At 72.5% G+C, this 25,098-nt stretch carries 18 protein-coding genes; 4 read left to right on the top strand and 14 right to left on the bottom strand.

What is annotated here, in order from left to right; translation table 11 throughout:
- Positions 1–11 precede the first annotated feature (11 nt).
- From panD to WMF46_RS05155, 12 genes are all read right to left on the bottom strand, one after another.
- Positions 12–401, bottom strand: coding sequence for an aspartate 1-decarboxylase (gene panD / locus WMF46_RS05100; protein WP_437297999.1), 390 nt, complete (start codon positions 399–401; stop codon positions 12–14).
- 133 nt (positions 402–534) lie between these two features.
- Positions 535–1,680, bottom strand: coding sequence for a hypothetical protein (locus WMF46_RS05105; protein ID WP_437984561.1), 1,146 nt, complete (start codon positions 1,678–1,680; stop codon positions 535–537).
- Positions 1,680–1,856 (bottom strand): hypothetical protein, encoded by a 177-nt coding sequence (locus WMF46_RS05110; RefSeq protein WP_437984562.1) that lies wholly within the window; start codon positions 1,854–1,856, stop codon positions 1,680–1,682. The genes WMF46_RS05105 and WMF46_RS05110 overlap by 1 nt, the downstream gene beginning before the upstream one ends.
- 208 nt (positions 1,857–2,064) lie before the next feature.
- Complete coding sequence (locus WMF46_RS05115; RefSeq protein WP_437984563.1) at positions 2,065–3,162, bottom strand: metallophosphoesterase; 1,098 nt, start codon at positions 3,160–3,162, stop codon at positions 2,065–2,067.
- Between the two features lie 82 nt (positions 3,163–3,244).
- Entirely contained in the window at positions 3,245–3,790 is a 546-nt protein-coding gene (locus tag WMF46_RS05120; protein WP_437715874.1) for a DUF1232 domain-containing protein, read from the bottom strand.
- Between the two features lie 453 nt (positions 3,791–4,243).
- On the bottom strand, positions 4,244–5,323 hold the full coding sequence (locus WMF46_RS05125) for a dipeptidase (protein ID WP_437984564.1): 1,080 nt from the start codon (positions 5,321–5,323) through the stop codon (positions 4,244–4,246).
- A 4-nt stretch (positions 5,324–5,327) separates the two neighbouring features.
- On the bottom strand, positions 5,328–6,665 hold the full coding sequence (locus WMF46_RS05130; protein ID WP_437984565.1) for a protein kinase domain-containing protein: 1,338 nt from the start codon (positions 6,663–6,665) through the stop codon (positions 5,328–5,330).
- A 106-nt stretch (positions 6,666–6,771) separates the two neighbouring features.
- The gene (locus WMF46_RS05135; RefSeq protein WP_437984566.1) at positions 6,772–9,408 is read right to left on the bottom strand and encodes a transglycosylase SLT domain-containing protein; all 2,637 of its coding nucleotides are present in this window, start codon (positions 9,406–9,408) and stop codon (positions 6,772–6,774) included.
- Between the two features lie 137 nt (positions 9,409–9,545).
- On the bottom strand, positions 9,546–9,947 hold the full coding sequence (locus tag WMF46_RS05140; protein ID WP_437984567.1) for a c-type cytochrome: 402 nt from the start codon (positions 9,945–9,947) through the stop codon (positions 9,546–9,548).
- Positions 9,948–10,400: 453 nt separating this feature from the next.
- The gene (locus tag WMF46_RS05145; RefSeq protein WP_437984568.1) at positions 10,401–11,807 is read right to left on the bottom strand and encodes a sensor histidine kinase; all 1,407 of its coding nucleotides are present in this window, start codon (positions 11,805–11,807) and stop codon (positions 10,401–10,403) included.
- 444 nt (positions 11,808–12,251) lie between these two features.
- Positions 12,252–12,716: an SRPBCC family protein gene (locus WMF46_RS05150; protein WP_437907293.1), complete on the bottom strand. Its 465-nt coding sequence runs from the start codon at positions 12,714–12,716 to the stop codon at positions 12,252–12,254.
- Between the two features lie 182 nt (positions 12,717–12,898).
- Complete coding sequence (locus WMF46_RS05155; RefSeq protein WP_437984569.1) at positions 12,899–14,182, bottom strand: SprT-like domain-containing protein; 1,284 nt, start codon at positions 14,180–14,182, stop codon at positions 12,899–12,901.
- Positions 14,183–14,336: 154 nt separating this feature from the next.
- Between WMF46_RS05155 and WMF46_RS05160 the strand changes: the two genes are divergently transcribed.
- The 4 genes from WMF46_RS05160 to WMF46_RS05175 all read left to right on the top strand — a co-directional run bounded on the left by WMF46_RS05160 (position 14,337) and on the right by WMF46_RS05175 (position 21,089).
- Positions 14,337–16,385 carry a sulfatase-like hydrolase/transferase gene (locus tag WMF46_RS05160; protein ID WP_437984570.1) on the top strand — a complete coding sequence of 683 codons (2,049 nt, stop codon included), beginning with the start codon at positions 14,337–14,339 and terminating at the stop codon, positions 16,383–16,385.
- Between the two features lie 5 nt (positions 16,386–16,390).
- Positions 16,391–18,409 (top strand): sulfatase-like hydrolase/transferase, encoded by a 2,019-nt coding sequence (locus WMF46_RS05165; protein WP_437984571.1) that lies wholly within the window; start codon positions 16,391–16,393, stop codon positions 18,407–18,409.
- A 370-nt stretch (positions 18,410–18,779) separates the two neighbouring features.
- Entirely contained in the window at positions 18,780–20,678 is a 1,899-nt protein-coding gene (locus tag WMF46_RS05170) for an FG-GAP repeat protein (RefSeq protein ID WP_437984572.1), read from the top strand.
- Between the two features lie 276 nt (positions 20,679–20,954).
- Positions 20,955–21,089 carry a hypothetical protein gene (locus WMF46_RS05175; protein WP_437984573.1) on the top strand — a complete coding sequence of 45 codons (135 nt, stop codon included), beginning with the start codon at positions 20,955–20,957 and terminating at the stop codon, positions 21,087–21,089.
- 40 nt (positions 21,090–21,129) lie between these two features.
- Here the strand turns inward: WMF46_RS05175 and WMF46_RS05180 are convergent, their stop codons facing one another.
- Positions 21,130–21,642 carry a DUF1993 domain-containing protein gene (locus WMF46_RS05180; RefSeq protein WP_437984574.1) on the bottom strand — a complete coding sequence of 171 codons (513 nt, stop codon included), beginning with the start codon at positions 21,640–21,642 and terminating at the stop codon, positions 21,130–21,132.
- Between the two features lie 227 nt (positions 21,643–21,869).
- A complete protein-coding gene (locus tag WMF46_RS05185; RefSeq protein WP_437984575.1) occupies positions 21,870–24,953 on the bottom strand; it encodes a PEP/pyruvate-binding domain-containing protein in 3,084 nt (1,027 codons plus the stop codon).
- Positions 24,954–25,098 lie beyond the last annotated feature (145 nt).

Consider the following 25,098-nt stretch of genomic DNA (forward strand, 5'->3'; position numbering starts at 1 on the left):
CCCGCGCGCGCTCAGTTGGGCGCGAGCGGGCCCGGCGTCTCGGGCGGCTGGTCGGCGAGCGGCCGGTTGCGCCCGTCGACGCGGAGCACGCGCGGCGTGTGCCGCCGCGCCTCGGCGTCGTCCATGTCCGCGAACGTCGCGATGATCACGAGGTCGCCGGGCTGATTGAGGTGCGCCGCCGCGCCGTTGATGCACACGACGCCCGAGCCGCGCGCCCCCGCGAGCGCATACGTGGTCAGCCGGGAGCCGCGCGTCACGTTCCAGATGTCGACCGCCTCGTACGGCAGGATGTCAGCGGCCTCGAGCAGGTCGGCGTCGATCGTGACGCTGCCCTCGTAGTGCAGATCCGCGTGGGTCACGGTCGCGCGGTGGATCTTGCTCTTGAACATCCGTCGGTTCATGCGTGATGCCCTCTGCCCTTCCCGGCCAGGGACGGCGGCGCGCGCGCCGGGTCGAGCGCGCCCCGCAGGCCCGCGGGCGAGGCGGCTCCCTCGCCAGGGGAAGGACGGGCTACCTCATGCGCGCAGGCGACGGTCAGTCAAGGAACAATCGCTGCCGCAGGAGCCGGCCGCTCGCCAGGTGGATGGCGTCCTCGTCGGGCAGCGAGTCGTCCGGGCCTGGCAGCGCGTCGGGGTGCCCGACCACCAGGACGACCTCGCAGGGACCCACCGCGACGTCCCGGAACAGCTCCTCGCGCGTGCCCGAGATGGTCGCGCCGCCGGCGCCATCCAGCGCCAGCTCCACGGGCCACGGGCGCGCGATCCCACCCTGCACCAGAAAGGCCCTTACCGCGACCGGCGCTGGCACGCGTGTGCCGGGCGAGAGCGCGATCGTGAGCCTTTGGCCCCTGCCGACGTGGCGCGGGGCGCCCGGCCCGCGAGCTCCCTGCTGCGGGCCGTCGCCGAGGGTCGTCGTCGCGAGCGTGTAGTCGGGGAGCGGGGCGGCGCCCGGCGCGAACGGCGCGGGCCGCAGCGCGAGCAGCGACACGAGCGCCGCCGACACGACCCAGCCGACAACGCCCACGGCCGCCCGGGCCCGCGCCGCCGGCGTCGTCCGCCGCGCGCTCCGCCGCTCGACGACAAGCTCGGGGTGCGGCAGGCCCTTGCGCGGCGGCCTGGCGAGGGCGTCCGCGCCGTCCTGCGCGCGCTGGGCAGGCTGCCCGGGCGCCGTGCTCGAGCACGCATCGCGCGGCGGCTCCGATGTCCCGGGCGGCACCGATTCGCCGTCGATCGCGCGACAGACCGGCGCGTCCGTGGTGGAGGGCGCGCTCGTGCCGCTGAGCGAGTCGGCGTCCGCGCCCAGCGGCGCGGCGTCGGCGACGTCGCTCGCCTCCTCCGCGTCGCAGTCCCACTCCTCGGGGCACCGGAAGCGGATGCCCGACTTCCGATCGACCGCTGGACGCGCCAGCGAAGACGGCGCGGGCGCACCGCCGCGCGGCTCCCGGAGCTGGGCAAGGAGCTGGTCGGCGAGCCGGGCGCGGGTCTCGTCGTCGAGGGGCGGCCGGACTTCGCGCTCCTCCCGCCCGGCGCTCGAGCGGGCCGCGGTGTTCGCGGCGTCTCCCGGAGCGTCTTGCGCGTCCTCCGGGCGCGTCTCTTCGGCGAGCCTGCGCCAGCGCGGATCGGTCGTCGGATCCCGCTGTGCGATGCGCGTCAGGGCGCGCAGCAGCTCGTCGTCGTCCATCAGCCGCTCCCCGCGTCGAGCCACGCGGTACAACGCTCGCCCCGCCGGCACTGGCTCAGGAGCGCGGGCGCGGTACGGGGGACCGGAAGGGGGAGGCGCCGCTCGCCGAGCGTCAGGGTAGGCACCCCGTCGCTCAGATTCGCCTCGTGGATCAGCGCGAGCGGTCGCTCGGGCATCTGATTCCCTTCCCCTGGGGATCGAAGCACCCCAGTTTGCTATTCACGTTATCCGGTCTTCGCGGCGCGCGTCAATGCGCTGGTGGCCGCGCCCGGGGGCTTCTCCCCCTGGCGCGTGTTGGCGTGGGCGTGGCCGTGAACGTAGTCGTGGTCGTTGACGACACGCGATCGCGTTGCGGACGGCGCTGAAGTTTTCTCACAACTACGTCTATTTTTTCGGTTTGGTCGCTTTGGTTGCGTCGGTTGCGCCAGTTGCGCTGGACGCGTCGGCCGCCTCGGTTGCCTTGGTTGCGTCGGCCGTCAAGACGCGCACGGTGTCACCGACAATCTCCAGCGCTGCTGGTTTTCCGCCGTAATGCGACGCCATGCCGACGTCGATCCGCCAGATCTTGTCGCCGCAGGCCGACGTGACGCCGTGCTTCTGGACCGTGTGGCCCACGACCATGCGCTTCGCGGACATCGCCGCGAGGGTCTGGTCCAGCGCCGCGCAGGGGGGCGACCCCGGGGCCGGCGGCGGCTCGCTCGAGTAGAGGCGCGCCCACACCGGGCTGTCCTCGGCCGCGATCACGGCCGGCGTGGAGGGGCTCTTCCCCTCCATCCACGCGCGCACCTCTCGGTTGATCCGCGCGACGCCGTAGCGCGCGTGGGCCGGGAGCACGCCGCCGTGCGCGAAGACGGTGTCGCCGACCGCGATGATCACGTCGCGCGCCGCGAGCTTCCTGGCGTAGAGACCGCCGGGGGCGAACGCGGCGGCGCGGGCTCGCGCGGGGGGCGGCACCGGCGCGAGCCGGGGGCCCGACGCGTCGAGCCCGGGCACGTCCTCGAAGTCCTTGAAGCCGCCCTCGGTGACGTAGCGGAAATCGAGCTGGACGTTCATGACCTCGTGGTTGCCGTTCAGCGCGTACACGGCGCCGCCGGCGGCGCGCGCCTCGACGGCGAGGCGATCGAAGAGGTCGACGATCTCCTGCTCGCCGTCGCCGCGGTCGAGCTCGTCGCCCGTCTGCACGAGCACGAGCTTGCCGCCGATCCAGCGATCCGCGCCGTCGATCGCGCCCGCGATCCGCAGGGCCGCGCGCGTCGCCGCGAGGTCGCCGTGGACGTCGCCGATGGCGACCACGCGATCGGCGGCCGGGTAGGCGTAGGAGCGATCCGCGTCGGGCGGCGGCGCGGCCGGGGCTGCCGTGGAGCGCGAGGGCGGAGATGAGGCGGCGGCCGGGCTGTGCGCCGTCGAGGCGGGTCGGTCGGCGTCACAGCCCGCGGCGAGCAGTGCGGCGAGCAGCGCGGTGAGGCGGGGAGCGGCTGACATCGGACGCGATCCTCCGGGGGATGATCGGGGGTGTACCATGGCGAGCGGTGGACGCGCCGCGGCGGCGCCTCGACGCGCGCGCTCAGGCCGGGAGCTTGGCGGAGAGGAAGGATTTCAGCTTGATCAGGTTCTTCGCGTCACGGCTGAAGCTCGGTGCCGTGTAGCTCGACGCCCAGCCGGTGATCTCGTGCATGAACGAGGTGCGGACCTGCTCGTCGCTCAGGATGTCGTCGACGGTGCGGCCGCGCGCGGCGCCCTTCTCCAGCGAGCGCACGTAGCCCTTGAGCCGGGCGTAGTCGCCGCCGAGCAGCTCGGCGATGAGCTCCGCGTCCCGGGCGAGCCGCGCGAGGGCCGGCGCCTGGTCGCGCAGCTCCGGGCTCTCCGCCGCGGCGAAGGACGCGGCGACGCGCAGCACGAAGGCGTCGTCGAGGAAGCCGAGATCCTCGATGCCGTCCGGGATGAGGTCGAGCGACTTGAAGAGGTAGTTGAGGCCCCCCGCGAGCGAGCGGCGCGTGGCCTCCGGGCTTTCCGGCGAGGCGAGCAGGCCCGCCAGATCCGTGGCGTCCGAGGCGAGGCTGCGCAGCCACTCGGGGAACGTGTCGAGACAGCGGTCGTCGAGATCGGTCATGGGATCCTCCCGGCGGGAGCGCGAGGGTAGTCCGAGGGGCGCGGCGCCGTCCATGCCATCCATGCAGGCGAAGGCGCTCGGCGCCGCTTCGGGCGCCGGGCGCTGCGACCAGGACATCGGTGCCGGCGCGGGCGCGCGTCGCCGGAGCGCGTCGATCGGGGCTCGCAGGCGGCGCGCCGCGCAGCGCGCGCGGGCGCTCTAGCGCGGCAGCCCTCACCTTCGCGTTCGCCCGGGCGTCCGCGGTGAGCTGGGCCCCGAGGACGTCGCCCGGGGCGCGCAGCTCGGGGCAGACGGCCTCGCCGGCGCCCTCGACGTGCGGGAGCTCGGCGCAGCTCCGGCCGGCGATCGACGCGAAGAGCGCGAGGGCGAGAAGACCTCGCGCCGACCCGGCGACTTCCCTGCGCATGCGTGGCCCTTACCACGAGCGCGCGGGCGGAGCGCGGCGGCCTCCGGCTACGGGCGCGCGCCGCCGGTCGCGCTCGCGCTCTTCGCATCCATCGCCGGGCGCCAGCCGAGGATGCGCAGCGCGTTCTGCGCGAAGATCTTCACGACGTCCTCGCGCGACATGCCGCGCTGCCTGAGCCGCGCGGCGAGCGCCGGCAGCGCCGACGCGTCGGCGAGCCCCCTCGGCGGGACGATGCCGCCGTCGAAATCGGAGCCGATCGCGACGTGATCGACGCCGGCCACGCGGACCATGTGATCGACCTGCGCGACCACGTCGTCGACGTCCGCCTCGCTCGTGCCGTTCACGAAGGGGGCGTGGAAGTTGAGCCCCGCGACCCCGCCGCTCCGCGCGATGAGCCGCAGCTGCTCGTCCGTCAGGTTGCGCGGCCGGTTCGCCACCGCGCGCGCGTTCGAGTGCGTCGCGACGATCGGCGCGCCGTGCGCCGCGGCGATCGGGACGAGATCCGCGAACGCGGCGTCCGAGATGTGCGAGACGTCGATCAGGGCGCCCTGGTCGTAGACGCGCTCGCAGAACCGCTTGCCGAGCTCGGTCAGCCCGTACGCCGCCGGCTCGCCGGTCGCGGACGACGAGAGCCGCGTGTTCTTCGCGTGGTTCGGGCTGATGAGCCGCACGCCGCGCGCGATGAAGCGGTCGATCTGCGCGATGTCCGCCGCGAACGCGCCGGCCCCCTCGATCGAGAGGAAGGTGCTGATCTTCCCCGGCTCGGCGCGCGCCGCGCCGAGCGGGAGGAGCACCGGGTTCGCGGCGATGATCGCCTCGATCGTCGCGAGGACCGCGCTGGCGTCCTCGATCTGCGGGCCCTCGGGGCGCGCCTGGTCGGGCAGGTAGATCGGCAGCACGACGCCGAGGTAGTGGCCCGCGACGAGCGTCTCCCTGCGGGCGTGGCCTTCGCCGAGGCGCCTGTCGCGCCCCTTGAAGTGGACCTGCCAGGGCACGTCGACGTGCAGATCGACGACCGGCACGGGGGGCTCCGCGGGCGGGTCGCCGAGCGTGGGCCGCGGCGCGCCCAGGGCGCCGGCGGCGCAGGTGACGGCGAGCAGGGCGCGGACGCGGGCGCTTCCGTTCACGCGCTCACCGGCTCACCAGCACGCCCAGCGCGAAGCCGACGCCGAGGCACACGAGCCCGATGAGCCCGACGAGCCACCAGGCAGCGCCCTCCGAGCCCCCACCCTCGGCGGCCAGGGGGACGTCCACGACCCGCACGTCGTAGTGGCCGCCCGTGAGCGTCGGCACGCCGGAGGGCTGCTGCGCGCTGATGTGGGTTGGCCTGGCCGAGAAGGTCGCCGTGGGCGCCACCGACGGGGACGCCTGGATGGGCGGCGCCGACATGCGCGGCGGGGGCACCGTCGGGAACCTGGACGCGATCGGCGGCACGCTCTGCACCGGCTGCGTGACGTTCTGCGGCGGGGGCGCCATGTTCTGCGGCGGCTGCGTCGCGCTCTGAAGCGGCTGCGGCGGCGGCAGCGAGGGCAGCTGGTGCGTCAGCGCGGGCGACGCCGGCGCCTCGGGCCGCGCGCTGGGCGTCGTGATGCCCGTGCGGTGCGCGATGGCGCCCAGCGTCTGCGCCATCTCCTCGGCCGTCTGGAAGCGCCCTGCCACGTCCTTGCAGAGGGCGCGCTGGAAGAAGAGGCCCCAGGCCGCGAGGTGGGGCGCGACCTGCTCGATCGGGCGCACCTCCTTGGCGAGCACGGCGGTGAGCCGCGCGAACTCGTTCTCGGCGGGGAACGGCTGCGTCGCCGTGAGCATCTCGTAGAAGATCACGCCGACGCTCCAGAGATCGGCGCGCGCGTCGACGCCCTGCGCGTTCTTGATCTGCTCGGGGCTCATGTAGCCGGGCGTCCCGAGGAGCGTGCCGGCGCGGGTCTTCAGGCCCATGCCGCCGGCCGCGTCCATCACCTTCGCGATGCCGAAGTCGAGCACCTTCACGCGGAAGCCCCCGCGCGGATCGCGGATGAGGAACAGGTTCTCCGGCTTCAGATCGCGGTGGATCACCTTGTGGCTGTGCGCCGCCATGAGCGCCTGGAGCACCTCGTGGATGATCGGCACGGCCTGCTGCGGGGGGATCGGGTTGCCCGTGTCGATGTACGCGGCGAGCGGGACGCCTTGCAGGAGCTCCATGACGAGGTACGGCGTGCCGTCCTCGGCGCGGGTCGCCTCGAAGACCGAGGCGATGTTCTGGTGGACGAACCCCCTCGTCGCCTCCGCCTCGGCGAAGAAGCGGTGGAGGACCTGCTCCTCCTGCGTGAACTCGGGGTGGAGCACCTTGATCGCCCGCTTGCCCTCGCCGCGAAGGCCCTCGGCCTCGTAGACCGCGCCCATGCCGCCCTCGCCGAGGAGACGCAGGATCCGGAAGCGCCCGCTGAGCACGGCGCCCACGAGCTGATGGGAAGGGCTCGATGGGTCGATCACACGCGGACTCTACCAAAGCTTGAGCGCGGCCCGCTCGCCGAAACCTCGGCGGTATGCGGCTTCCGCCGGCGCTTCGGCGTTTGGCTTCCGGTTCCGCCGGCGCGGGTCAGGGCGCGGCGTTCGCCACGGCCGAGCGCGCGGCCGGGCTCGCGGGGAGCGGCGTCCGCAGGGCCTCGCCCGGCTGAGCGCCGGCGTAGAGGAGCTCGTAGACGGCGAGGCTCGTCATCACGCGCTTCGTGTAGAGCCGCGTCTCCTCGTACGGGATGCGCTCGACCCACAGATCGAAGCTCTGCGAGGGGCGCTCCGCGATCCATCGCTTCGGCGCGCCGCCGCCCGCGTTGTAGGCGGGGATCGCCAGCAGGGGGTTGTCCGAGAACTGGCCGCGCAGCTGCGAGAGGTAGCGGCAGCCGAGCGCGATGTTCACCTCGGGGCGCTTCAGCGCGTCGGCGCTCCACGGCAGCCCGAGCGGCTTGGCCACCAGCTTCGCGGTCGGCACGATGAGCTGCATCAGCCCGAACGCCTGGGCCGGCGAGGCCACCCTCGGGTCGAAGGCCGACTCCTCGCGCATGATCGCGTAGGCGAGGGCCTCGGGGATCCCGCTCCGCTTGGTCTCCGCGGCGACGAGGCCGGAGAAGGGGCGCGGGTAGGCGAGCTCCCAGGCGCCGCGCCAGCGCCCGACGGGGTAGTGATCGACCCACTCGCCCGCGAGCTCGACGGCCGCCGGCGCCGCCATCGCGGTGCGCAGGATGCTGTACGACTGCGGCAGCGCGCCCGAGCGCGCGAGCAGGAACGCCGAGGCCCACATCACCTCGCGCGGCGCCGTCTTGCCCCCGACGCCGAGCAGGTCGAGCTCGCGCCGCGCGAGCTTCGCTTCCCCCTGGCGCGCGAGCTCGACCGCGCGCGTGAACGCGGGCTGCGCGAAGAGCGGGCTCCTGAGCTCGGTGTACGGCGCGCTCGCGTCGCGCTCCAGGGCCGCGGACAGGGCGCGCTGGGCGGCGGCGGGGTCCACGTCGGCGAGCCGCGCGTGGGAGAGCGCCATGTAGAAAGAGAGCGGGTAGTCGCGGATCACCTGCTCGAGCAGCGCCTTCCCCTTGTCGGGCGAGCCCGTCTCGATGTGGGCGCGCCCGAGGTAATAGGGGAGCCTGCCGGCGGCGTGGTACGCGCGTTCGTGCGGGAACCGCTCGAGCGCGCGCTCGAGCGGCCTGACCGCGCCCGCCCAGTCGCCGCGCTCCATCTCGAAGAGCGCGAGCTCGAACAGGCCGTCGGCGACCATGTCGCCCGACGGGTAGTCGTCGGGCATGGCGGTGAGCAGCTGCACGAACTGCGCCTGGTCCCCGAGCCCGAGCAGCGCGCGCGCGCCGAGGTAGCGCGCGTCGTCCGCGAGCCGGTGATCCGGGTATTCCTTCTCGAGCAGCGCGAAGCGCGCGGCCGCCTCGGCGTGCCGATCGACGCGGAGCGACGCGCGCCCGGCGTTGTAGAGGGTCTCTGGCCGTCGCGGGGCGGGTGTCCCGCCTGCGGCGGGCGCCGCGCTTGCGGCGGCGGGGGCCGCGCCTGCGGTGGCGGGGGCCGCGCTTGTGGTGGCGGGCGCGCTCGCACCTGCCGCGGGCGTCACGCCTGCGGCGGCGGGCGTCACGCCTGCGGCGACGGGCGCGGCCGGCCCGCAGCGCTCGATCGCCGTGCCGAAGAGGTCGGCGGCCTCGGCCCGCCGCCGGAGGCGGCCGAGCGCCTCGCCGCGCGCGGCGAACGCGTCGCAGGCGAAGGCCGAGGGCGCCTGCGCCTCGGGGAGGGCGATCAGCGCGTCGGTGACGGCGAGCGCTTCCTTGTCCTGGCGCGAGGCGAGCAAGGCGCGCGCGCGGGCGAGCAGATCGGCGGGGCCCAGGTCGAGGAACGGCTTGCGCCGCGCGAACGGCAGCGTCGACAGGGCCTGGTCCTGGATCTCCTTCGCCTCCCCGGCGCCGGCGCCGCCCGGCGCCTCGTCGATGACGCGCCGGGTGACGCGGATCGCCTCCTCGGCGTGGTCTTCGCTCGGGTGGCGGAGCAGCGCGCGGGCGAAGCGGAGCGCCTCGGGCACCCACGTCGACGCCGGCCAGCTGCGGGCGAGGTACGCGCGCCAGCGCGCGGCCGCGCCCTCGATGTCGCCCTTGTCGGCGAGCGCGCCGGCGACGATGCGATCGAGCTCGTCGGCGATCGCGACGTCCGACGTGACGGCGCGCGCGCGCTCGAGCGCCGCGTCGGGCTGCCCCGCCCTGGCGAGCAGATCGGCCGCCGCGAACCTCGCGTGATCCGCGAGCGGCCCGCCCGCCGCCGCGGCCGCGTCGTACTCCTTCGCCGCGCCCACGGGATCGCCCGCGAGGGCGCGCAGCCGCCCGAGCTGGTAGCGGAAGGCCGCCGCGTCCGCGGGCGACAGGGGCGCCGAGAGCGCCTGGGCCATCGCCGCGGCCGCGCCTGCGTACGCCTCCTGCTCGACGAGCTTCTGCACCTGCGCGAGCCGCGGGTCGTCCAGCACGAGGGTGAGGCGCTCGGGGTCGAACGCCGGCGCCTCGCCCGGCGTGCCCGGGACGACGGGCCCCGCCGGCGCTGCGCTCGGCGGGGGCGCCGGCTGCGGGCAGAGCGGCGGGCAGGCCGCCGCCCCGCGCTGCGCGGGGGGCGCGCCGGCGCACGAGGCGCCGAGCGACGCGGTCAGCGCGAGCGTGGCGGCCAGCGCGAGCGCGGCGGCCCCGGAGCGGGCATCCAGCCTGAACATGCCTGCACCATACTCCGGATCGCGCGATCGCACAGCGATCGAGGCGAGCGGCGCGCCGGCGCGCCGGCGCGCCTTCTCGTGAGCTGGCGCGCCGGCGTTCGGACTTGGTGTGAAGCGTGCGGGGAAGAGACGCGGCGTTACTGTGCCGCGTCGCAGGCCAGGAAGACCCGGATGGCCTCGATCGTGTCGTCGGAGAGCTTCGAGCCGATGGGCATCCCGTCCCCGCCATTCGCCCCGCCGATCCGGATCTCCGAGAGGATCTCCTCCGCCTCGGCGCTGACGCTGGCGGGGTCGTCGACGTTGACATCCTCCGGAGCGCCGATGCGCGACGCGCCCTCCGAGGTCGACAAATGACACGGCACGCACTGGTCCTGGAGCGCCTGGTGGCCCGCCTCCGCCTGCGCGGTCGAGTTGGGCGGACATTCACCGAGCGCCGATCCCCCGGAGGTCTCGCCGCCGCCGTCATCGCCGCCGCAACCTTGGAGAGCGCCAATGACAAAGGGCGCGAAGCAGAGCAAGAGCATCGTACGAACGGGCATCAAAGCACCTCAACAGCTTGTTAGGGAAGGGGAGCGAGCCGGAGTCGAGCCTCCGGCCATGCAGGCCGGCCGGCCGGGCGCTGCGCGCCGATGGTGCCTGGCGCCGCGCACCGGGTCAACAAAGACGGATCGGTGTGTACTGAAGGAAACCGGGATCGTCCGAGGGGGCAACCTTGTACAAGTTCGAGGCGCCGTGGGTCGTCCGAGGGGGCAACCTTGTACAAGTTCGAGGCGCCGTGGGTCGCCCGGGCGACAGCCTCGTGCAAGTTCGAGGCGCCGTGGGTCTCCTCGGCGGCAGCATCGTGCGAGCGGAGGCGCCGCCGGCCCCGTTTGGGTAGGGTGGCTACTGCGTCAACTCCGGGACCGGCGTGTCGAGCTCGATCTCGGCGCCTATCTTTCGCAAACGCATCCTCATGTCGCTCGCGGAGCGACCGGGGCGCAGCCTCCCGGATGTCATGCGTTGGTGCTCGAGCCGATGTCGAACGCGTGCGCCGACTCGGCGCTCGCTCTGGGCAGCTCGAACCAAAAGAGGCTCCCCTTGCCCACGACCGTGCGGAGCCCCACGCGGCCGCCGTGCGCCTCGGTCAAGCGTTTGACGGTGGCGAGCCCCAGGCCCAGACCCGGCACTCGAGCGCCTTGCGCTCGGACATGAGGCTCGAACACCATCTGCTCGAGGGCCGGCGCGACGCCGGGCCCCGTGTCCTCCACCTCGATCCGCACAGCCTCTCTCGCGTCGAGCACCCGGATCACGACGTGACAGACCGCCGCGTCGCCGAGGTACTTGAGCGCGTTGCGGGTCAGGTTGGCGAGGATGCTTGTCAGCACGCCGGGGCTCGCGGCCACCGCGCACGGGGCGAAGGGCTCGACGCGGAGCTCCGCGCCGAGCTCCACCGCGACAGGAACGAGCTCGACCATGAGATCGTCGATGATGGGGTGCACCTCGGCGCGCGCGCCTGGCTCCGGCCTGGCGCCCGCGCGAGCAAACTCCAGCAGCCCGTCGGTCATGCGCTTGACGCGCAGGATGGCCTGCCGGCCCCGTTCGAGCCCCTTTCGTGCCGGATCTCCCTCGCCGCACCGCCGCAGGGCGAGGTCGAGCGCGAGCGCGACCGCGCCGAGGGGGCTGAGCACGTCGTGCGCGACCCGGCCGGCGAACTGCTCGAGCTCATCCGCGCGACGCTCCAGGACCACGCCTTGCTGCCAGAGCAGCCTCACGTGGCGCCGGACCTGCACGGCGGCCGCCGCGCAGGCCAGCAGCGCGAACGTCACGCTCGTCGTGTTGAGCACGAGCGCGGTCCGACGGGAGCGAACGCGGTTGGCTGCGATCTCGATCGCCAGGCGGCGTGCCTGCCGGGCGTTGAGCTCGATGCTGGCCATCACGGCGTCGTTCGTCGAGTTGAAGTCCGCTCGCAGCGCGCCGTCCACAAGCTTGTTGGCCTCGTCCGGATGGCCGTTCGCCACCAGCGAGAGGGCCCGATCGGTGTCCAGATCGAGCTTGCCGAGCGCCTGCGCGACGCTCTGCCACTGCTTGAGCTCTCCCGGATAGACCGGCATGCCGAGGTAGACGTCGATGCTGCGGGATAGGTTGTCGCGCGCCTCGTCGAGCTCGTGGCGGTCGCGCGGGCGCCCCAGCGCGGCGTCGTTGACGAGGTCGCTCAGGAGCGCCTGGGTATGCCTCAGCTCGGCGCGCGCGGCCGCCAGGTGCATGATGCTCGGCGCGGCGTTCTCCGCCAAGCTCATGGCCGCCGCGTCGATCTCGGCGGCTCGGTGTTCCGCGTAGCCGGCGGAGATCACGAAGCTCGCGATAGCGACGAAGAACGCCGCAAACAGCGACAGCAGGATAGACGGCAGCCGCTCGAGCATAAGAGAAGGCTTCGCTCTCCCCGGGTCCTTTCGCCGTCGCATCGCCATGCCGGGATGCTGTTCCGCCGTCCCCCCGAGCGCAACGCGGGAAGTACGCCGTGGCGGATCACCCTCGCTGCATCAGCCCATGTCCCCCAGGCTCGTGTCGAGGGATGATAAAATTAACCACGATGACGCTCGTGCGCCCCGGGTTGCCCTGAGCCCGATCGAACGGGCTTGATGAACACCGATGAGGCCCCCGGAGAGGGTGTCCGTGGGGCGGCGTGGGGGACGGACCGCTGTCTGAGCCTGATCGACGTGCTCTCTCCGGCGTGCGCAGCGCGCCGGAGAGAGCACGTCGATCAGGCGAGTTCGGTGGGGCCCCCGCGCCGCCCCACGGACACCCTCTCCGGGGGCCGGGCCCCCGCGACCAGCGCCCTCTCCGGGGCCGGTAGGCGCAGAGCGCTAGCTCGCCCGCCGCCGCTCCAGGTGTGTCTTCATCGCCTTGAGATCCGCGTGCACCGCCTTCTTGAAGCTGCCGATGAACAGCCGCCCCAGCGTCTCCATGAACCAGCCCATCCCGGCGATCTCGCCCTCCATCTTGAGCAGCGTACCGGCGCCCTGGGGCTCGAACACATACCGGAAGCGGTAAGCCCCCCGCCCCGTGGTGCCCTTCTGCCCGTCGACGAAGAGGTCCAGACGCCTGCCGGGCTCCGCCGCCGTGACCTCGAACAGCTCGGTCGATTCCTTGCCGAACATCTTGCGGGTCTCACGCCACATCGCGCCCTTGCCGACGACGGCGCCCGTGAGCCTCTCTACCCGCACGAAATTGGGCATCCAGTCGCCGAACGCGTCGATGTCGGTCGCGAGCCGGAAGACGTCCTCGGGCGATGCATCGAAGCGCTCTTCAATGGTGAACAGGAGCGGCATCTCGTTCTTCTCCTAGGCTTTCCCGCGCGCCGTGCCATCGTGCCGGAACCGCTCCTTCTCCGTCAACGAGCCCGTCGAGCGCGCGCCGCGGCCGAGACGCCGGCGCTGCGCCATCTCGCATCTCTCGCATCGTCCGGCTTCCGTCCGAGCTCCTCGCGCGGCCCGGATCCGGCGTCGTGAGCTCAGCCCTTCTTGCCCGGCGGCAGCAGCATGCCCCGATTGCCGGTCGCCCCCTGCATCGGCCGGTGCAGGACGATCTTTCGCCCCGCCTCGCGCCCGTGCGCGTGCGCCGCCGTCCGCTGGTTGCCCGTGTGGCGCAGGTGCTGCACGTGCGGGTGGCGCGTTCGATAGTAGCCGTCCAGATCGGCGTCCCTCACCCAGACGAGCCCCTGCTCGACGGACACCTTCCGCTCCGCGTTCAGCTTCTCGAGGAACCCGAGCATCACCCCGGCCTGGTAGGTCCGCCGGTCCTTGTTGCCCTTCACCCCTTGGGTCCGCTTGTGCTCGTTCCACAGCTGCTCGGCCGTGTGGTGCAGGAACGCGTGCACGTAGGCGGCCATCTCCAGGTTCGCCGGCGTCCCGCAGATCTCGAGGACGCTGCCCCGCTTGCCCTCGAGCGGCACGTAGACGGGCACCCAGATCGCCTCGACGAAGAAGTGCTTCCCGAGGATGCCGCCGACGATCCGCTCGGTCTCGCCCACGCGCCCGCTCGGCGCGCCGAGGTGGCGGAAGCCGTACTGGCGCGCGGCGCGCGCCTTCGCGACGTCGAGGTTGTACTTCAGCATCAGCCGCTGCGCGGCGCTCATCGCCGCCTGCGCCTCGTTCGCGTTCGGGCTGTCGGCGAGCGCGAGCAGCCGCGCGATGCGATCGAGGATCCGGGCGTCCACGCTCGCCTCCGACGCGCCCGCGTCGCCGCCGCGCGCGACCCCGCCAGGATCCGCCGGCGAGCGCCCCGCCGCCGGCATCCCGGCCGCCGTCCCGTCGATGCCGAGGCGCGTGCACACCTCGCGGAACGCCGGCCCGTGCGCCGCCTCGTCCGTGACGCCCAGCACCTCGTGCACGTACTGGTGCGCCATCTCGTGCTTCAGCACCTCGATCACGACGCCCCACGGCTGCGTCAGGACGAGCGGCCGCGAGATCTCGATCGCGCGCGCCTCCGAGATCCACCGCCCGAGCCGGCTCGCGGCGTCGGACAGCTCGATGGACGCAGAGCGCAGCTTCCGCCGGAAATGCGTGTAGTTCAGGCTCTGGTAGGCCGCCATGAGCTCGCGCACGAGCGCGGCCTCCAGCTCGGCGCTGAGCCTGGCCGCCGTCTCGAGCGGCGGCTCGGGCGCCGGCGCGACCGGCGACGGCCGCTCCTCGGGCTGCGCGGCGGCCTCGGTCGACGCGGGTTCGGCCGGCGGCGCCGCGGCCCCGGAGGCCTGCTGCGCGCCGCGCATCCCGTTCAGGAAGAGCTGCTCAGCCATGCGAACGCCTCCATGGCACGCCTCGCGCGGCGGTCGAAGGGTTTTCTCCTCCCCCCGGGCGGGCAATCCCGGCCGGCGCCGTCACCTCGATGCCACCGAGCCGCCTCAGAAACGTTCCCGATACGCCACGTCCTCGGTAAACTCGCGCGCCTCCGTGCTCCGCTCCAAGGCGCTCAACGATCCTCGGCCGGTCGAGGCCGACGCAGCAAGCCGCTCGTCCCGCGGCTTCGCCCGCGATCTGGGCGCCGATCGCGCCGCGGCGCGCGCGCGGCTGCGCGCCGTCGCCCGCGTCCGCCGCCGCTACGGCCGCCTGTTCCTCGCGCTCCCGCTGCTCCTCATCGTGGTGGCGGACGTCCTCCTCCGCGGCGATCGCCTGCTCGATCTGGGCGGGAAGCACATCGCGAGCTACCTCGGCGCGATGGTCGAGAGCGCCGCGCTCTGGGGGCTCCTGCTCTTCGCCTCCTCGTCGCGGCGGGGCGCGTCGCGGTGGCTCGCGGCGCTGCTCTTCGTGGCGCTTGCGACGCTGTCGCTCGGCGGCCAGCTCTACTTCCACCGCCAGTACGCGACGTACCTCAACCTCGACGCGACGCTCTTCGGGACCTCGCTCTCGGCCAGCCTCTTCGGCCAGCTCCGGGCCGACGGCGAGAACTTCTTCCGCTCGGTCCTCCCGCCGCTCCTGCTCGCGATCGCGCTCGTGTGGCTTGGCCGGCGGATCGTGCGGCCAGGCCGCACGGCGTGGGCCCGCGCCGCCCGCCTCGCCGCGCCCGCGGTCGTCGTGGCCGCGTTCGTCCTGCCGTGCTCCTACCGCACGGTGCAGGCCTCCACGCCGGACGTCATCTACTTCCACGCGATCGGCGGCCTGCTCAAGGAGCTCGCCGGCGTCCAGACCACGGCGCAGGTGCGCCCCGGGCTCCGCACGCCGCCCTCGCTGCCGCCGGTCACCCCGCGGCCGGGCCCGCGGCGCAACGTCCTCTTCATCCTGACCGAGAGCGTGCGCGCCGACGCGACGTGCTCGGCGCGCATGCCCGTGGCCGCCGGCGAGGCGCCCGCCGCGTGCCCCGGCACGCCGCGCATCGACGCGGCGGTCCCCGACCGGCTGCCGCTCACGCAGATGCGCTCGAACGCCTCGACGACGGCGATCGGGCTCGCGGTGCTCTGGTCCGGCCTCCAGCCGGTCGCGACCCGCGAGGCGCTCCACTCGGCGCCGCTCGTCTTCGACTACGCGCACGCCGCCGGCTTCGACAGCGCCTACTGGACGAGCCACCACATGATGTTCGCCAACTCGCGCCTCTACGTGCAGGACCTGCCGGTCTCGCACCAGTGCGGCGCGACCGAGCTCGATCCGCTGGCCGACATCGATCTCGGGGCCGACGACCGGCTGCTGTCGGCGCACGTCCGGTCCGAGGTGCTCTCGCTGCGCGAGCCGTTCCTCGCGGTCGCTCACTTCGGGAACACCCACGTCCCCTACCTTGTCGACCCGGAGGACGCGCCGTTCCAGCCCGCCCTCGAGAGCAAGGCGCCGGACGACAACGAGGCGTACCGCAACTTCTACAGGAACGCGGTCTACCGTCAGGACGCGGCCATCGCGGACCTCATCCGCTTCGTCCGCAGCTCTCCGGTCGGCGAGCGCACGGTCATCGTCTTCACGTCGGATCACGGCGAGGCGTTCCGGGAGCACGGCCAGCTCGGCCACACGGGCTCGATCCTCGACGAGGAGATCCGGGTGCCCGGATGGGTCGACGCTCCGCCGGGCACCCTGACGGCCGCGGAGGAGGGCGCGCTGCGCACCGCCCGGGACGAGCCCGTCTTCCACACCGACGTGGCGCCGACCCTGCTCGACCTGATGGGCCTCTGGGAGGAGCCTGCGCTCGCGGGGTACCGGGCGGCGATGGTCGGGCACAGCCTGCTCCGGCCGTCGCCGGGGCCGGCGGCGCTGGCGCTCACGAACTGCACAGGGATCTGGGGCTGCGCGTTCAAGAACTGGGGGATGATGCGCGGCAACATGAAGCTCGAATCCCGCGCCTGGGACACCGCCTGGCACTGCTACGACGTGCTCGCCGACCCCCGCGAGCAGCGCGACCTCGGGCCCGCCGCCTGCGGCGACCTGCCCCGGCTCGCGGACGCCCTCTACGGCGGTCCTGCGGGCAGCGTCGACGTCCCCGCCCACCTCCGCGACCTCGCGGCGGGGCCTCGCCACGACTGATCCGGATGACCCAGGACATCGACCGACAGGGCGGCGCGCTCGCCGAGCCGCCCGCGTCCCCCGCCATCAGCCTGCCCGCGCACGGGGACGATCGCGCCGCCCGTGACCGCGTCCGCCCGCGCGCCGCGCGGAGGGCCGCGCTCCGCCGCGGCCGCCTGATCAGCGCTGCCCTCCTGGCCTCGCCGGCGCTCTGGATCCTCGTCGCCGACGTGCTGCGCCGGGCCCGCCACATGACAACGTTCGATCGGCCGCACGCCGCGGGGTACGCCGCGACCGTGGCGGCGTCGCTGGGGTTCTGGGGCCTCTTGCTCTACGTCGCCTCGGGCCGCCGCGGCGCGGCGCGCGGCGTCGTGGGCGCGCTGTTCGTCGCGCTCTTCACGCTCGCGTGCGGCGTCCAGGGGGGCTTCCACGCCCTCTACAACATCTACTGTTCGGTCGATTCCCAGATCCACTCCCAGTCGATCCCCTGGTCGATCGTGGGCACGCTCCCGCTCGGGCACCCGCGGGTGATCGCCCACTTCGCGGTCGCGCTCGGGCTCGCCCTTGGGGCGCTCCGGCTCTCCCGCCGGCTCGTGCGCCCCCGGCGGCTCCGGCGGCGCCTCGCCGCCGCGCTCGTGCCGCTCGCGCTGGCCGGCGTGGCGATGATCCCGGTGAGCTACCGGGTGATCCAGTCGTCGTCGGCCGACATGATCTACTTCCACGGCATCGCCGCCGTGGTGAAGGAGCACCTCGGCGTCACGAACGACTCGCCGGATCTGCGGGTGCAGCGCCGCGACCCGGAGCGCGTGCCGCGGCTCTCGGCGCGGCCTGCGCGGCCGCGGAACGTCGTGCTCATCCTGCAGGAGAGCCAGCGGGCGGACGTGACGTGCGTCGCGTACGACCCGGCCTGCGACAAGGCGACGCCGTTCTCCAACGCCGCCGCGCCCCGCCGCATGCCGCTCCTGCAGATGCGGGCCCACGACTCGACGACGGCCATCTCCATCTCGAACATCTGGTCCGGCGTCCCTCCGACGGAGCGCCTCGCGGTGCTCGGCGCCGCGCCGCTGCTCTGGGACTACGCCCACGCGGCCGGGTGGGACACCGCGTACTGGACGAGCCAGAACCTCATGTTCGGGAACGCCCGGCTCTACGTGCAAGACATCCCGGTCTCGCATCGGGCTGTAGCGACCCAGCTCGATCCGGGCGCCGACCTCGATTACGGCGCTTATGATCGGCAGCTCACGGATCGGGTGATCGAGGAGTGGGACGAGCTCGTCGAGCCGTTCTTCGCGGTCGTCCATTACTCGAACGTCCATTTCCCGTACGTGAGCGATCCGCTCCACTCGCCGTTTCAACCGAGCGAGCTGACGAAGGCGCCCGAGAAGAACGAGCACTTCAAGAACTACTACAAGAACGTCGTTTACCTGTCGGACATGGCCGTTGGCCGGCTCATCGAGCACATCCGCGGGACGCCGAGCGGCGAGCGCACGGTCCTCGTGTACACGTCGGATCATGGCGAGTCGTTCCGGGAGCACTGGCAGCTCGGCCACACGAGCTCGCTCTGGGACGAGGAGATCCTCGTCCCGACGTGGGTCGACGCGCCGGAGGGGACGCTCGCGCCGGAGGAGCGGGCGAGCATCGAGGGCGCGAAGGACACGTTCGTGTGGCACCTCGACCTGGCGCCGACGTTCCTCGATCTGATGGGCCTCTGGGACGAGCCGGGGCTCGATCCGTTCCGCAGGCGGATGATCGGGCACCCGTTGACGCGGCCGGAGCGCACGGTCGCGCCGATGCCGCTCACGAACTGCACGTGGGTGTGGGGCTGCGCGTTCCGCAACTGGGGGATGATGCAGGGGCCGATGAAGATCGAGGCGCGCGAGTGGGACGGCGAGTACCACTGCTTCAACGTGCTCGAGGACCCGCTGGAGCTGACCAACCTGGGAGAGCAGGCGTGCGCGCCGCTTCCCGACCTCGCGCGGGGGCTCTTCCACGAGATGCCGAACGTCACGCCGCCGGGGAGGCCCAAGGTCGACTGGGGCGGGTGAGCCTTCCGGTGAGCGCTGGCCGCGCCCGGGGCGTGCGCATCTCGGCGGCTGTCGAACGCCCTCGCGGACGAAATCGCGCTTGCTCTGCGGGATGTCACGCAAGGTTCACGGAAAGCTCACCTCGTCTCCCGAATGGGAATGGGGAGATCGCGTGAGGGATCCGCACGTGGGGATCCTGCCGTACCCTTCTGAAAGCACCGACATCACCGTGCAGAGAGCCTGAACCCCATCGCCGCCGCCGGAATCGTTCTGTCCTGTTGACTGTAAGCTGAAAAACCAATACCCGGATTCCTCTCTTTTGCAAAGCGAGGAAAACATGGTGCGGAGAAATCTGCTGGGTGGGTTGTTCGGGCTGACATGCATTGTGGTGGTGGGTAGCGCCTCGTGCGCCGTCGACGCCGAGGTGGGGGACGCGCCTCTTGGTACGGAGGTCGTCGAGGCCACGGCTCCGCGGTCGAGCCAGCGCGCGATGATGCCGCCGGGGCTGCGGGCCGCCTACATCGCGGCCGTGCAGGCAGGGGCCTCGGAGGCATACCGCGCGGAGCAAGAGGGGGCGGCGGTCCGGGTGCAGAACCCGGCGCAGCGGTTTGGCGCGGAGCTCACCGCGTCGGGGGTGACGATCGCGCCGAGCGAGGGGCAGGGCGACTGGCGCTGGTCGGTCGCCACCGTGGGATATGGCTGCGACCGTGCGCTCGATCCCGTGCAGGCCGCGGCGCCCACGACCGCCGAGGGGCGCGTCGAGTACCGGCGCGGGGACCTCGTGGAGTGGTACGTCAACGGGCCGCTGGGACTGGAGCAGGGCTTCACGCTGGCCTCGGCGCCCGCGTGCAGGGCGGCGGGCGGTGGCCCGGTGACCGTCGCACTGGAGGCCCAGAGCTCGCTGGAGGCGGCTCTCGCCGAGGGCGGGGACGCCGTCGAATGGCGGGACGCCGAGGGGCAGGCGGTGGTGCGCTACACGGACCTGCACGTGGTCGATGCGATGGGGAAGGTCCTGCCCGCCAAGCTGGCCGTGAACGCGGGCCAGGTGTCGCTCCAGGTCGACGACACCGGGGCGGTGTATCCGGTAGTCGTCGACCCGCTCGTCTGGACGGAGGAAGAGAAGCTGCTGCCCGGGGACGGGACAGCCAGCAGCCTCTTCGGCAGATCGGTCGCGATCAGCGGCGATACGGCCGTCGTGGGTGCTCCCTACACGGCGACGACGGTCGGTGGGGTCCTGAGAGCCAACGGCGGAGTCTATGTCTTCACCCGCTCTGGCTCCACCTGGACCCAGCAGGCCAAGCTCACGTGCGGTGATCCTGGCATCAACGAGGGCTGCGGGTGGCTTGGCCACTCCGTCGCGATCAGCGGGGATACCATCGCCGCATCGGCGCCCGCCAAGCGCGGCACGGGCGGCGCCTCCTCCGTCGGCGCGGTCTACGTCTTCGTCGGCTCGGGTTCCAGCTGGACCCTGGAGCAGAAGCTCTACGCCAGCCACGCTGTTGCAGGCGACGCCTTTGGCTGGTCGGTCGCTCTGGACGGAGACACCCTCGTTGCCAGCAGTGACTCCCATGACCATTCGGCCGTCAACGACGGCGCAGCCTGGGTATTCACCCGCTCCGGGTCCACCTGGACCGAGCAGCAAGAGCTCATCCCCGACGATGCCGCCCAGTCCGACGGTTTCGGCCGGTCGGTCTCGATCAGCGGGGATAGCATCGTCGTCGGCTCGCCCCAGGATGACGCCCCGTCCTCCAACCAGGGTTCTGCCTACGTCTTCGTTCGTTCTGGCTCCAGCTGGACGCAGCAGGCAAAGCTTGTGAGTTTTGGGACGGGCTCGGGGACGTATTTCGGAGAGAGCGTGGCGATCAACGGAGACACCGTGCTCGTGGGGGCCTATAATTACTGGAATCCGTTGAACACCTCGGGCGCTGCTTACGTTTTCGTTCGTTCTGGCTCCAGCTGGACCGGGCAGCAGGTGCTCGCTCCCACGGGGGCGGCTGCCTGGGACTCCTTCGGGATCTCCGTTGCGATCCAGGGCGACAGGGCCGTCATCGGCGCCACGGGGGGCGACGCTGCCAGTGTCTCCAACACGGGGGCGGCGTACGTCTTCGAGCGCTCCGGGTCCACCTGGACGCAGCAGCAAGAGCTCTTTGCCTCCGACGGAGCGAGCTACGACAACTTCGGCAATTCGGTCGCGCTCGACGGGGATACGGTCGTGGTGGGCGCGTCAAGTGACGACGATTTCGGGAGCGACTCGGGCTCGGCATACGTCTTCGTGCTTGAGGACATCTGACCCTCTCCGGCCGTCCGGTCGAGCCGCGCGCGGGCCGGTGAGCCCGCGCGCGGCGTTGGCAGACCCCGGCGTCCTCGGCGCTGGTCGCGCGGGAGACGCTCGCGGCGCTCGCCATACAGGAGCCGAGGGAGAGCGCGCGCTGAGCGGGCGCAGCGCTGGACCGAGGCCCGGCGCCGATCGGGCGAGAGAGCGCGTGGCGGTCCCACGTCGCGGAGGCAGGCGGAGCGAGCTGGTAAGGCCGAGCGAAGCGCCGCGACACGGGAGGAGACGCTGATCGTGCACCGGTGGACCCCGGAGGGGTACCTCGTGGCGCTCCGCGCGGAGCGGGGCGAGCGCATCAGGGCCGAGCCGTTCGATGCGCTCGAGCTTCAGGTCGGCGTGCTCTTCGGGGACGAGCGCGAGGACGACTGACGGCCCTCCCGCCGCCTCCCGCGGGGGAGGGCCGCCGCGGTCACAGGTCGCGGAGGTCGAGCGACCCGATGAAGTCGGACTTGCCGACGTCGAGCCCGTTGTGCCGCAGGATCGAGTACGCCGTGGTCGCGTGGAAGTAGAAGTTGGGGAGCGCGAACCCGAACACGAACGCCGGGGCCTTCATGCCCTTGCCCGGCAGGAAGAAGAGCGGAATCGTGCGGTCTTCCGCGCCCTTCAGCTGCTCCGGCTTCACCGCGTTCACCTGCTCGATCGCCTTGCCGACGCGCGCGCGCAGCTCCGCGATCGTCTCGTCGCCCGTCTCGAGCTGCGGCAGCTCCGCGCCGGTGAGCAGCGCGCTCAGCCTCAGGGGCCAGGCGATGACGTTCTGGATCTGACGCCTGAGGTTCCACTGATCGGGCGCGAGGCGCGCCGTGAGGAGCACCTCCGGATCGAACTTCTTCTGCTGCGCGTAGGCCTCCGCCTTGTCGAGCCAGACCAGCACCTGGCCGAGCATGCGAGTCATCTGGGGGAACGAGCTATCGTAAAGGCTCATGATCTTCTCCTCGTCAGCAGGAACAGCCGGCGCCTCTGGTCCACCCGCGGCCTCCGCGCGTCAACTCCGCGCGCGCGCACCGGCCATGGTCCACGTCGCGAGGTCGGCGCGGTCGACTGGAGCGGCGGTCGAGCCCGGTGGTGCGCTTCGAGGAGAAGTGACGAGCCCGGCGGAGCCTCAGGCGACGGCGGGGCTCGCCGGGGCTCCGCAGGCCTCTCGGGGGACGTTCAGTCGACCTGGTGGAACACGCCCGCTGCATCGAGGGTCCAGAGCTTCGGGCCTTGCTCGCCGCCGTCCGGCGTCCGGACGTGGATCAGCCGGATGCCCTTCTCCTCCAGCTCGGCGAGGATCGCGGGATCCAGGCCGGGCTCGAGGCGGGGCTCGAAGATGAAGTCCTCCGAGAAATTGTGGTGCTGAGGGCGGTACGTCTGCGCGTAGTAGCCCTTGAGCACGATCGGGGCGCTCGTCAGCCCCTCGATGCGCGTCCCCACCCACTTGTGGAGCGGCGCCGTGTACCCCGCCGTGGGGCCCGTGGGGGCCGGCGGCCAGTAAAACGCGGTCTCCACGGTGACGCCGGACGTCCATGAGAGCGAGCGCTCCTGGAGCAGCGCGCCCGCCACCGGGGGGCCGTCCGCGGGACAAGCGTCGAGCTGCACCACCTCCGAGGACACAGCGAGCGGCGTCCCGTCCCACTCGAGCGCCGGCACGGGCGTGGCGTAGGCGGCGCTCAGCATCATTCCGACGTCGCGCAGCGCGACCAGCGGGCCCAGCGACGGCGGCAAGAGCTCGGGCACGGGAGAGGCGGCGAGCGCATAGGTGATCTCCGAGGCCCCGGCGCCGTCCGCGAAGGAGTCCGTGGCCGTCTCGCTGGCATACGCGTGGGACGCGGCCGGCCACGCCGCGGGGCTGCCCGAGAGCGTCTTCACCGATCCACCGGAGAGGTAGTCGAGCCCCGCGTCCTCGTTGAAGAGCGTGCTGGCGAGCGCCGCCGGCGTGAGGAACCCGCTCTTCGCCGAGAGCCTCGCGCGCACCTTGAGCCGGTGGTTCGCGAACACGTCGCCGAACTCGCCCTGGAAGGTGCAGACCTCCCGGGGCTCGTCGAGCAGGAACGGCGTGAGGCTCGGCGTCGTGTCCGGGAGCGCGACCTCGCGCACCTGCTTCACGACGAGATCTCCGGGCTTCATCTTCTTGAACTCGTAATCGAGCAGGAACGACTTCCTGCCGGGGTTCACCTCGCTGAACCGCGCCTCGACGCGGCCGAGCAGCCCGGCGAGCGCGAGGTAATCGTCCTCCCATTGCATCACGTGGCCGCCGAGCGGGACGAGCGTCGAGCCGGACAGGAGGTAAACCGAGGTCTCCTGGTCGAAGAGGCTCGCGGTCACGACCTCCGGCTGCGCTCCGCCTTCCGGGTTGGTGACGGACGTCGCCCCGAGCTGCGTCACGATCTTGATCTGGTCGTTGACCAGCTCGCGCCGCTCGAGCGTCGCGACGCCGTTCGCCATCTCGTCCTCGTCAGGATAGGAGTGATGGACGAGGACGCCCATGCCGACCTCGGCCTCGTCGACGCCATGGAGGAGCCGGGCGAGGAAGGCGTTGTCGTTGTAGAAGCTCGCGTACACCTTGCGGATCGCGCGGAACACGCCGCGCTCGCCGGCCTCGCCGGGGTCGCACAGGCTCGGCCCCGCCTGGTCGGCGTCCCGATCGTCGGCCAGGCAGCCGCTGTAGCTGTCGTAGAGGCCCGCGCCCGTGAAGACGGCGCTGTCCTCCACGTTGGTCGAGCTCCGGAACCGGATCTTCTTCGTGGGCGTGAAGCCCTCGAGCGCCGCCTCGATCGCCTGCCGCTGCCCCGCCGAGAAGGCGGTCTCCCCGGTGATCCGCGCGCGGATCGCCGCGAGATCGGCCTTGAGCGCCGGCATGTCGGGCGGGTAGCTATGGCCCGCGAGGCGCTCCGCGATCTCGGCGCGCAGCGTGCGGCCGCCGGGCATGACCTGATCTAGGAAATCGTCCCAGAGATCGAGCGACAGCGCGACCGCGACATCGGAGTTCTCCGGGATGGCGTCCCGCAGCAGGCCATAGTTCGCGGCCTTGCCCCCGAAATGCACGATATCCGCGGGGCCGAGATCCTCGGTGGACCCGGCGTAGGCGCCGAGGGGCTCCTTGGGGCGGATCCCGAGCTCGCCGGGCCGCTTCAGCGTGAGCAGCTGCTCCCTGTCCGCCGGCGCGATCCCTCCGGCCTCGAAGAGCACGGCGCGGCAGATGGTCCCGTATTGCAGCGAGGCCCGCAGCGCGACCTCCTCGCCGTCGAGCGCCTTTGCGGCGTCGGCGGCGGCCGGATCGCCGAGGTAGACGAACGGGATGCCGAACGAGGTCGCGAGGAGGGCGGTGTGCGCGTTCGGCGTCGCGGGCGACAGCGAGACGATGCCCGCCACATAAGGCACCTCCGCAGGGATGGAGTCGGTGAGCAGGATGTCCTCGGCCCGGAGCTCGCCGCTCGCGTAGGCGGCGTCGATCGCGTCCGGCGGGACATAGCGGAGCCGGCCCACGGCCCAGCCCGTCGCATAACAGGCGTCGCCGTCCAGCCACCGCTCGACCGAGCTCACCGGGAACCCGCTCGCCTCGAAGAACGCGCTGTTCTCCGCGGCCGACGCCGACTGCTCGTACGTCGGGAAATAGAAGGGCCGCGTCCCCCCGGGCGCGACGACGCTGTTCTTCACGAGCTCCAGGACGACGCGCGCCACCTCGGGATCGTAAGCGTCCTGGCGGACGAGCTGGATGCCGTACTCCGGCACGCTCTCCGGGGTCGGCGGGAAGATCACGGCGCCGAGGATGGCCTTCTGCCCCTCCTCGTGCAGCGAGACCTGGTCGAACTCGTCCCGCGACATCTCGAAGAACGGGTCGAGCCGCGCCGTGGCGAACTCGCCGTGGAACGGGAACTTGTTGCTGTCCTGGTAGTAGACCTTGGTGGGATCGTGCATCAGCACGGTGAACTTGACCCAGCCCGGCGTCTCGAAGGTCGGGGGCCAGGCGGCGAAGGGCTCGAAGGGGAAGCTGATCTGGTTCTTCCAGTCCTCCGATGGAGTGATGTCGATCGGGTAGGTGTCGACGGGCCATGACGCGCCGCCTCCGGCGCTCCCGCCGTCCCCCCCGCCTTCGCCGCCCGCGCCGCCCTCGCCGCCGGTGGCGCCCCCGCTGCTCGTGGCGCCGCTGCCACCCGTGCCCGGTGACGAGTCCTCTCCGCACGCGGCGAGCGTCCCCGCGCCGAGGAGCGCGAGCGCAAGACAAGCCGGTCGACCGATTCGCTGAAGTCTCATGAACAACATCGCGGTACAACTGCCGTGCCATCGTGCGGCCAGCGGCGTCTCTTGGCTGCGCGGCGGGGCGCTGCTGTCGCGCGGGTGGCGCACGCAGGCACAGCCGTACGGGCGCGGCGATAGCCGCTCGCGCGGGTCCGCTGGC

It is taken from the genome of Sorangium sp. So ce117, from assembly GCF_051524395.1.
Taxonomy (GTDB): Bacteria; Myxococcota_A; Polyangia; order Polyangiales; family Polyangiaceae; genus Sorangium; species Sorangium cellulosum_B.

Excerpts from the sequence above, each read along its gene's own strand:
- WMF46_RS05140 (WP_437984567.1), bottom strand. The coding sequence starts at position 9,947 with ATGCCCGTTCGTACGATGCTCTTGCTCTGCTTCGCGCCCTTTGTCATT.
- WMF46_RS05135 (WP_437984566.1), bottom strand. The coding sequence starts at position 9,408 with ATGTTCAGGCTGGATGCCCGCTCCGGGGCCGCCGCGCTCGCGCTGGCC.
- WMF46_RS05165 (WP_437984571.1), top strand. The coding sequence starts at position 16,391 with ATGACCCAGGACATCGACCGACAGGGCGGCGCGCTCGCCGAGCCGCCC.
- WMF46_RS05145 (WP_437984568.1), bottom strand. The coding sequence starts at position 11,807 with ATGCTCGAGCGGCTGCCGTCTATCCTGCTGTCGCTGTTTGCGGCGTTC.
- WMF46_RS05120 (WP_437715874.1), bottom strand. The coding sequence starts at position 3,790 with ATGACCGATCTCGACGACCGCTGTCTCGACACGTTCCCCGAGTGGCTG.
- WMF46_RS05115 (WP_437984563.1), bottom strand. The coding sequence starts at position 3,162 with ATGTCAGCCGCTCCCCGCCTCACCGCGCTGCTCGCCGCACTGCTCGCC.
- WMF46_RS05105 (WP_437984561.1), bottom strand. The coding sequence starts at position 1,680 with ATGGACGACGACGAGCTGCTGCGCGCCCTGACGCGCATCGCACAGCGG.
- WMF46_RS05150 (WP_437907293.1), bottom strand. The coding sequence starts at position 12,716 with ATGCCGCTCCTGTTCACCATTGAAGAGCGCTTCGATGCATCGCCCGAG.
- WMF46_RS05185 (WP_437984575.1), bottom strand. The coding sequence starts at position 24,953 with ATGAGACTTCAGCGAATCGGTCGACCGGCTTGTCTTGCGCTCGCGCTC.
- WMF46_RS05155 (WP_437984569.1), bottom strand. The coding sequence starts at position 14,182 with ATGGCTGAGCAGCTCTTCCTGAACGGGATGCGCGGCGCGCAGCAGGCC.
- WMF46_RS05110 (WP_437984562.1), bottom strand. The coding sequence starts at position 1,856 with ATGCCCGAGCGACCGCTCGCGCTGATCCACGAGGCGAATCTGAGCGAC.
- WMF46_RS05180 (WP_437984574.1), bottom strand. The coding sequence starts at position 21,642 with ATGAGCCTTTACGATAGCTCGTTCCCCCAGATGACTCGCATGCTCGGC.
- panD (WP_437297999.1), bottom strand. The coding sequence starts at position 401 with ATGAACCGACGGATGTTCAAGAGCAAGATCCACCGCGCGACCGTGACC.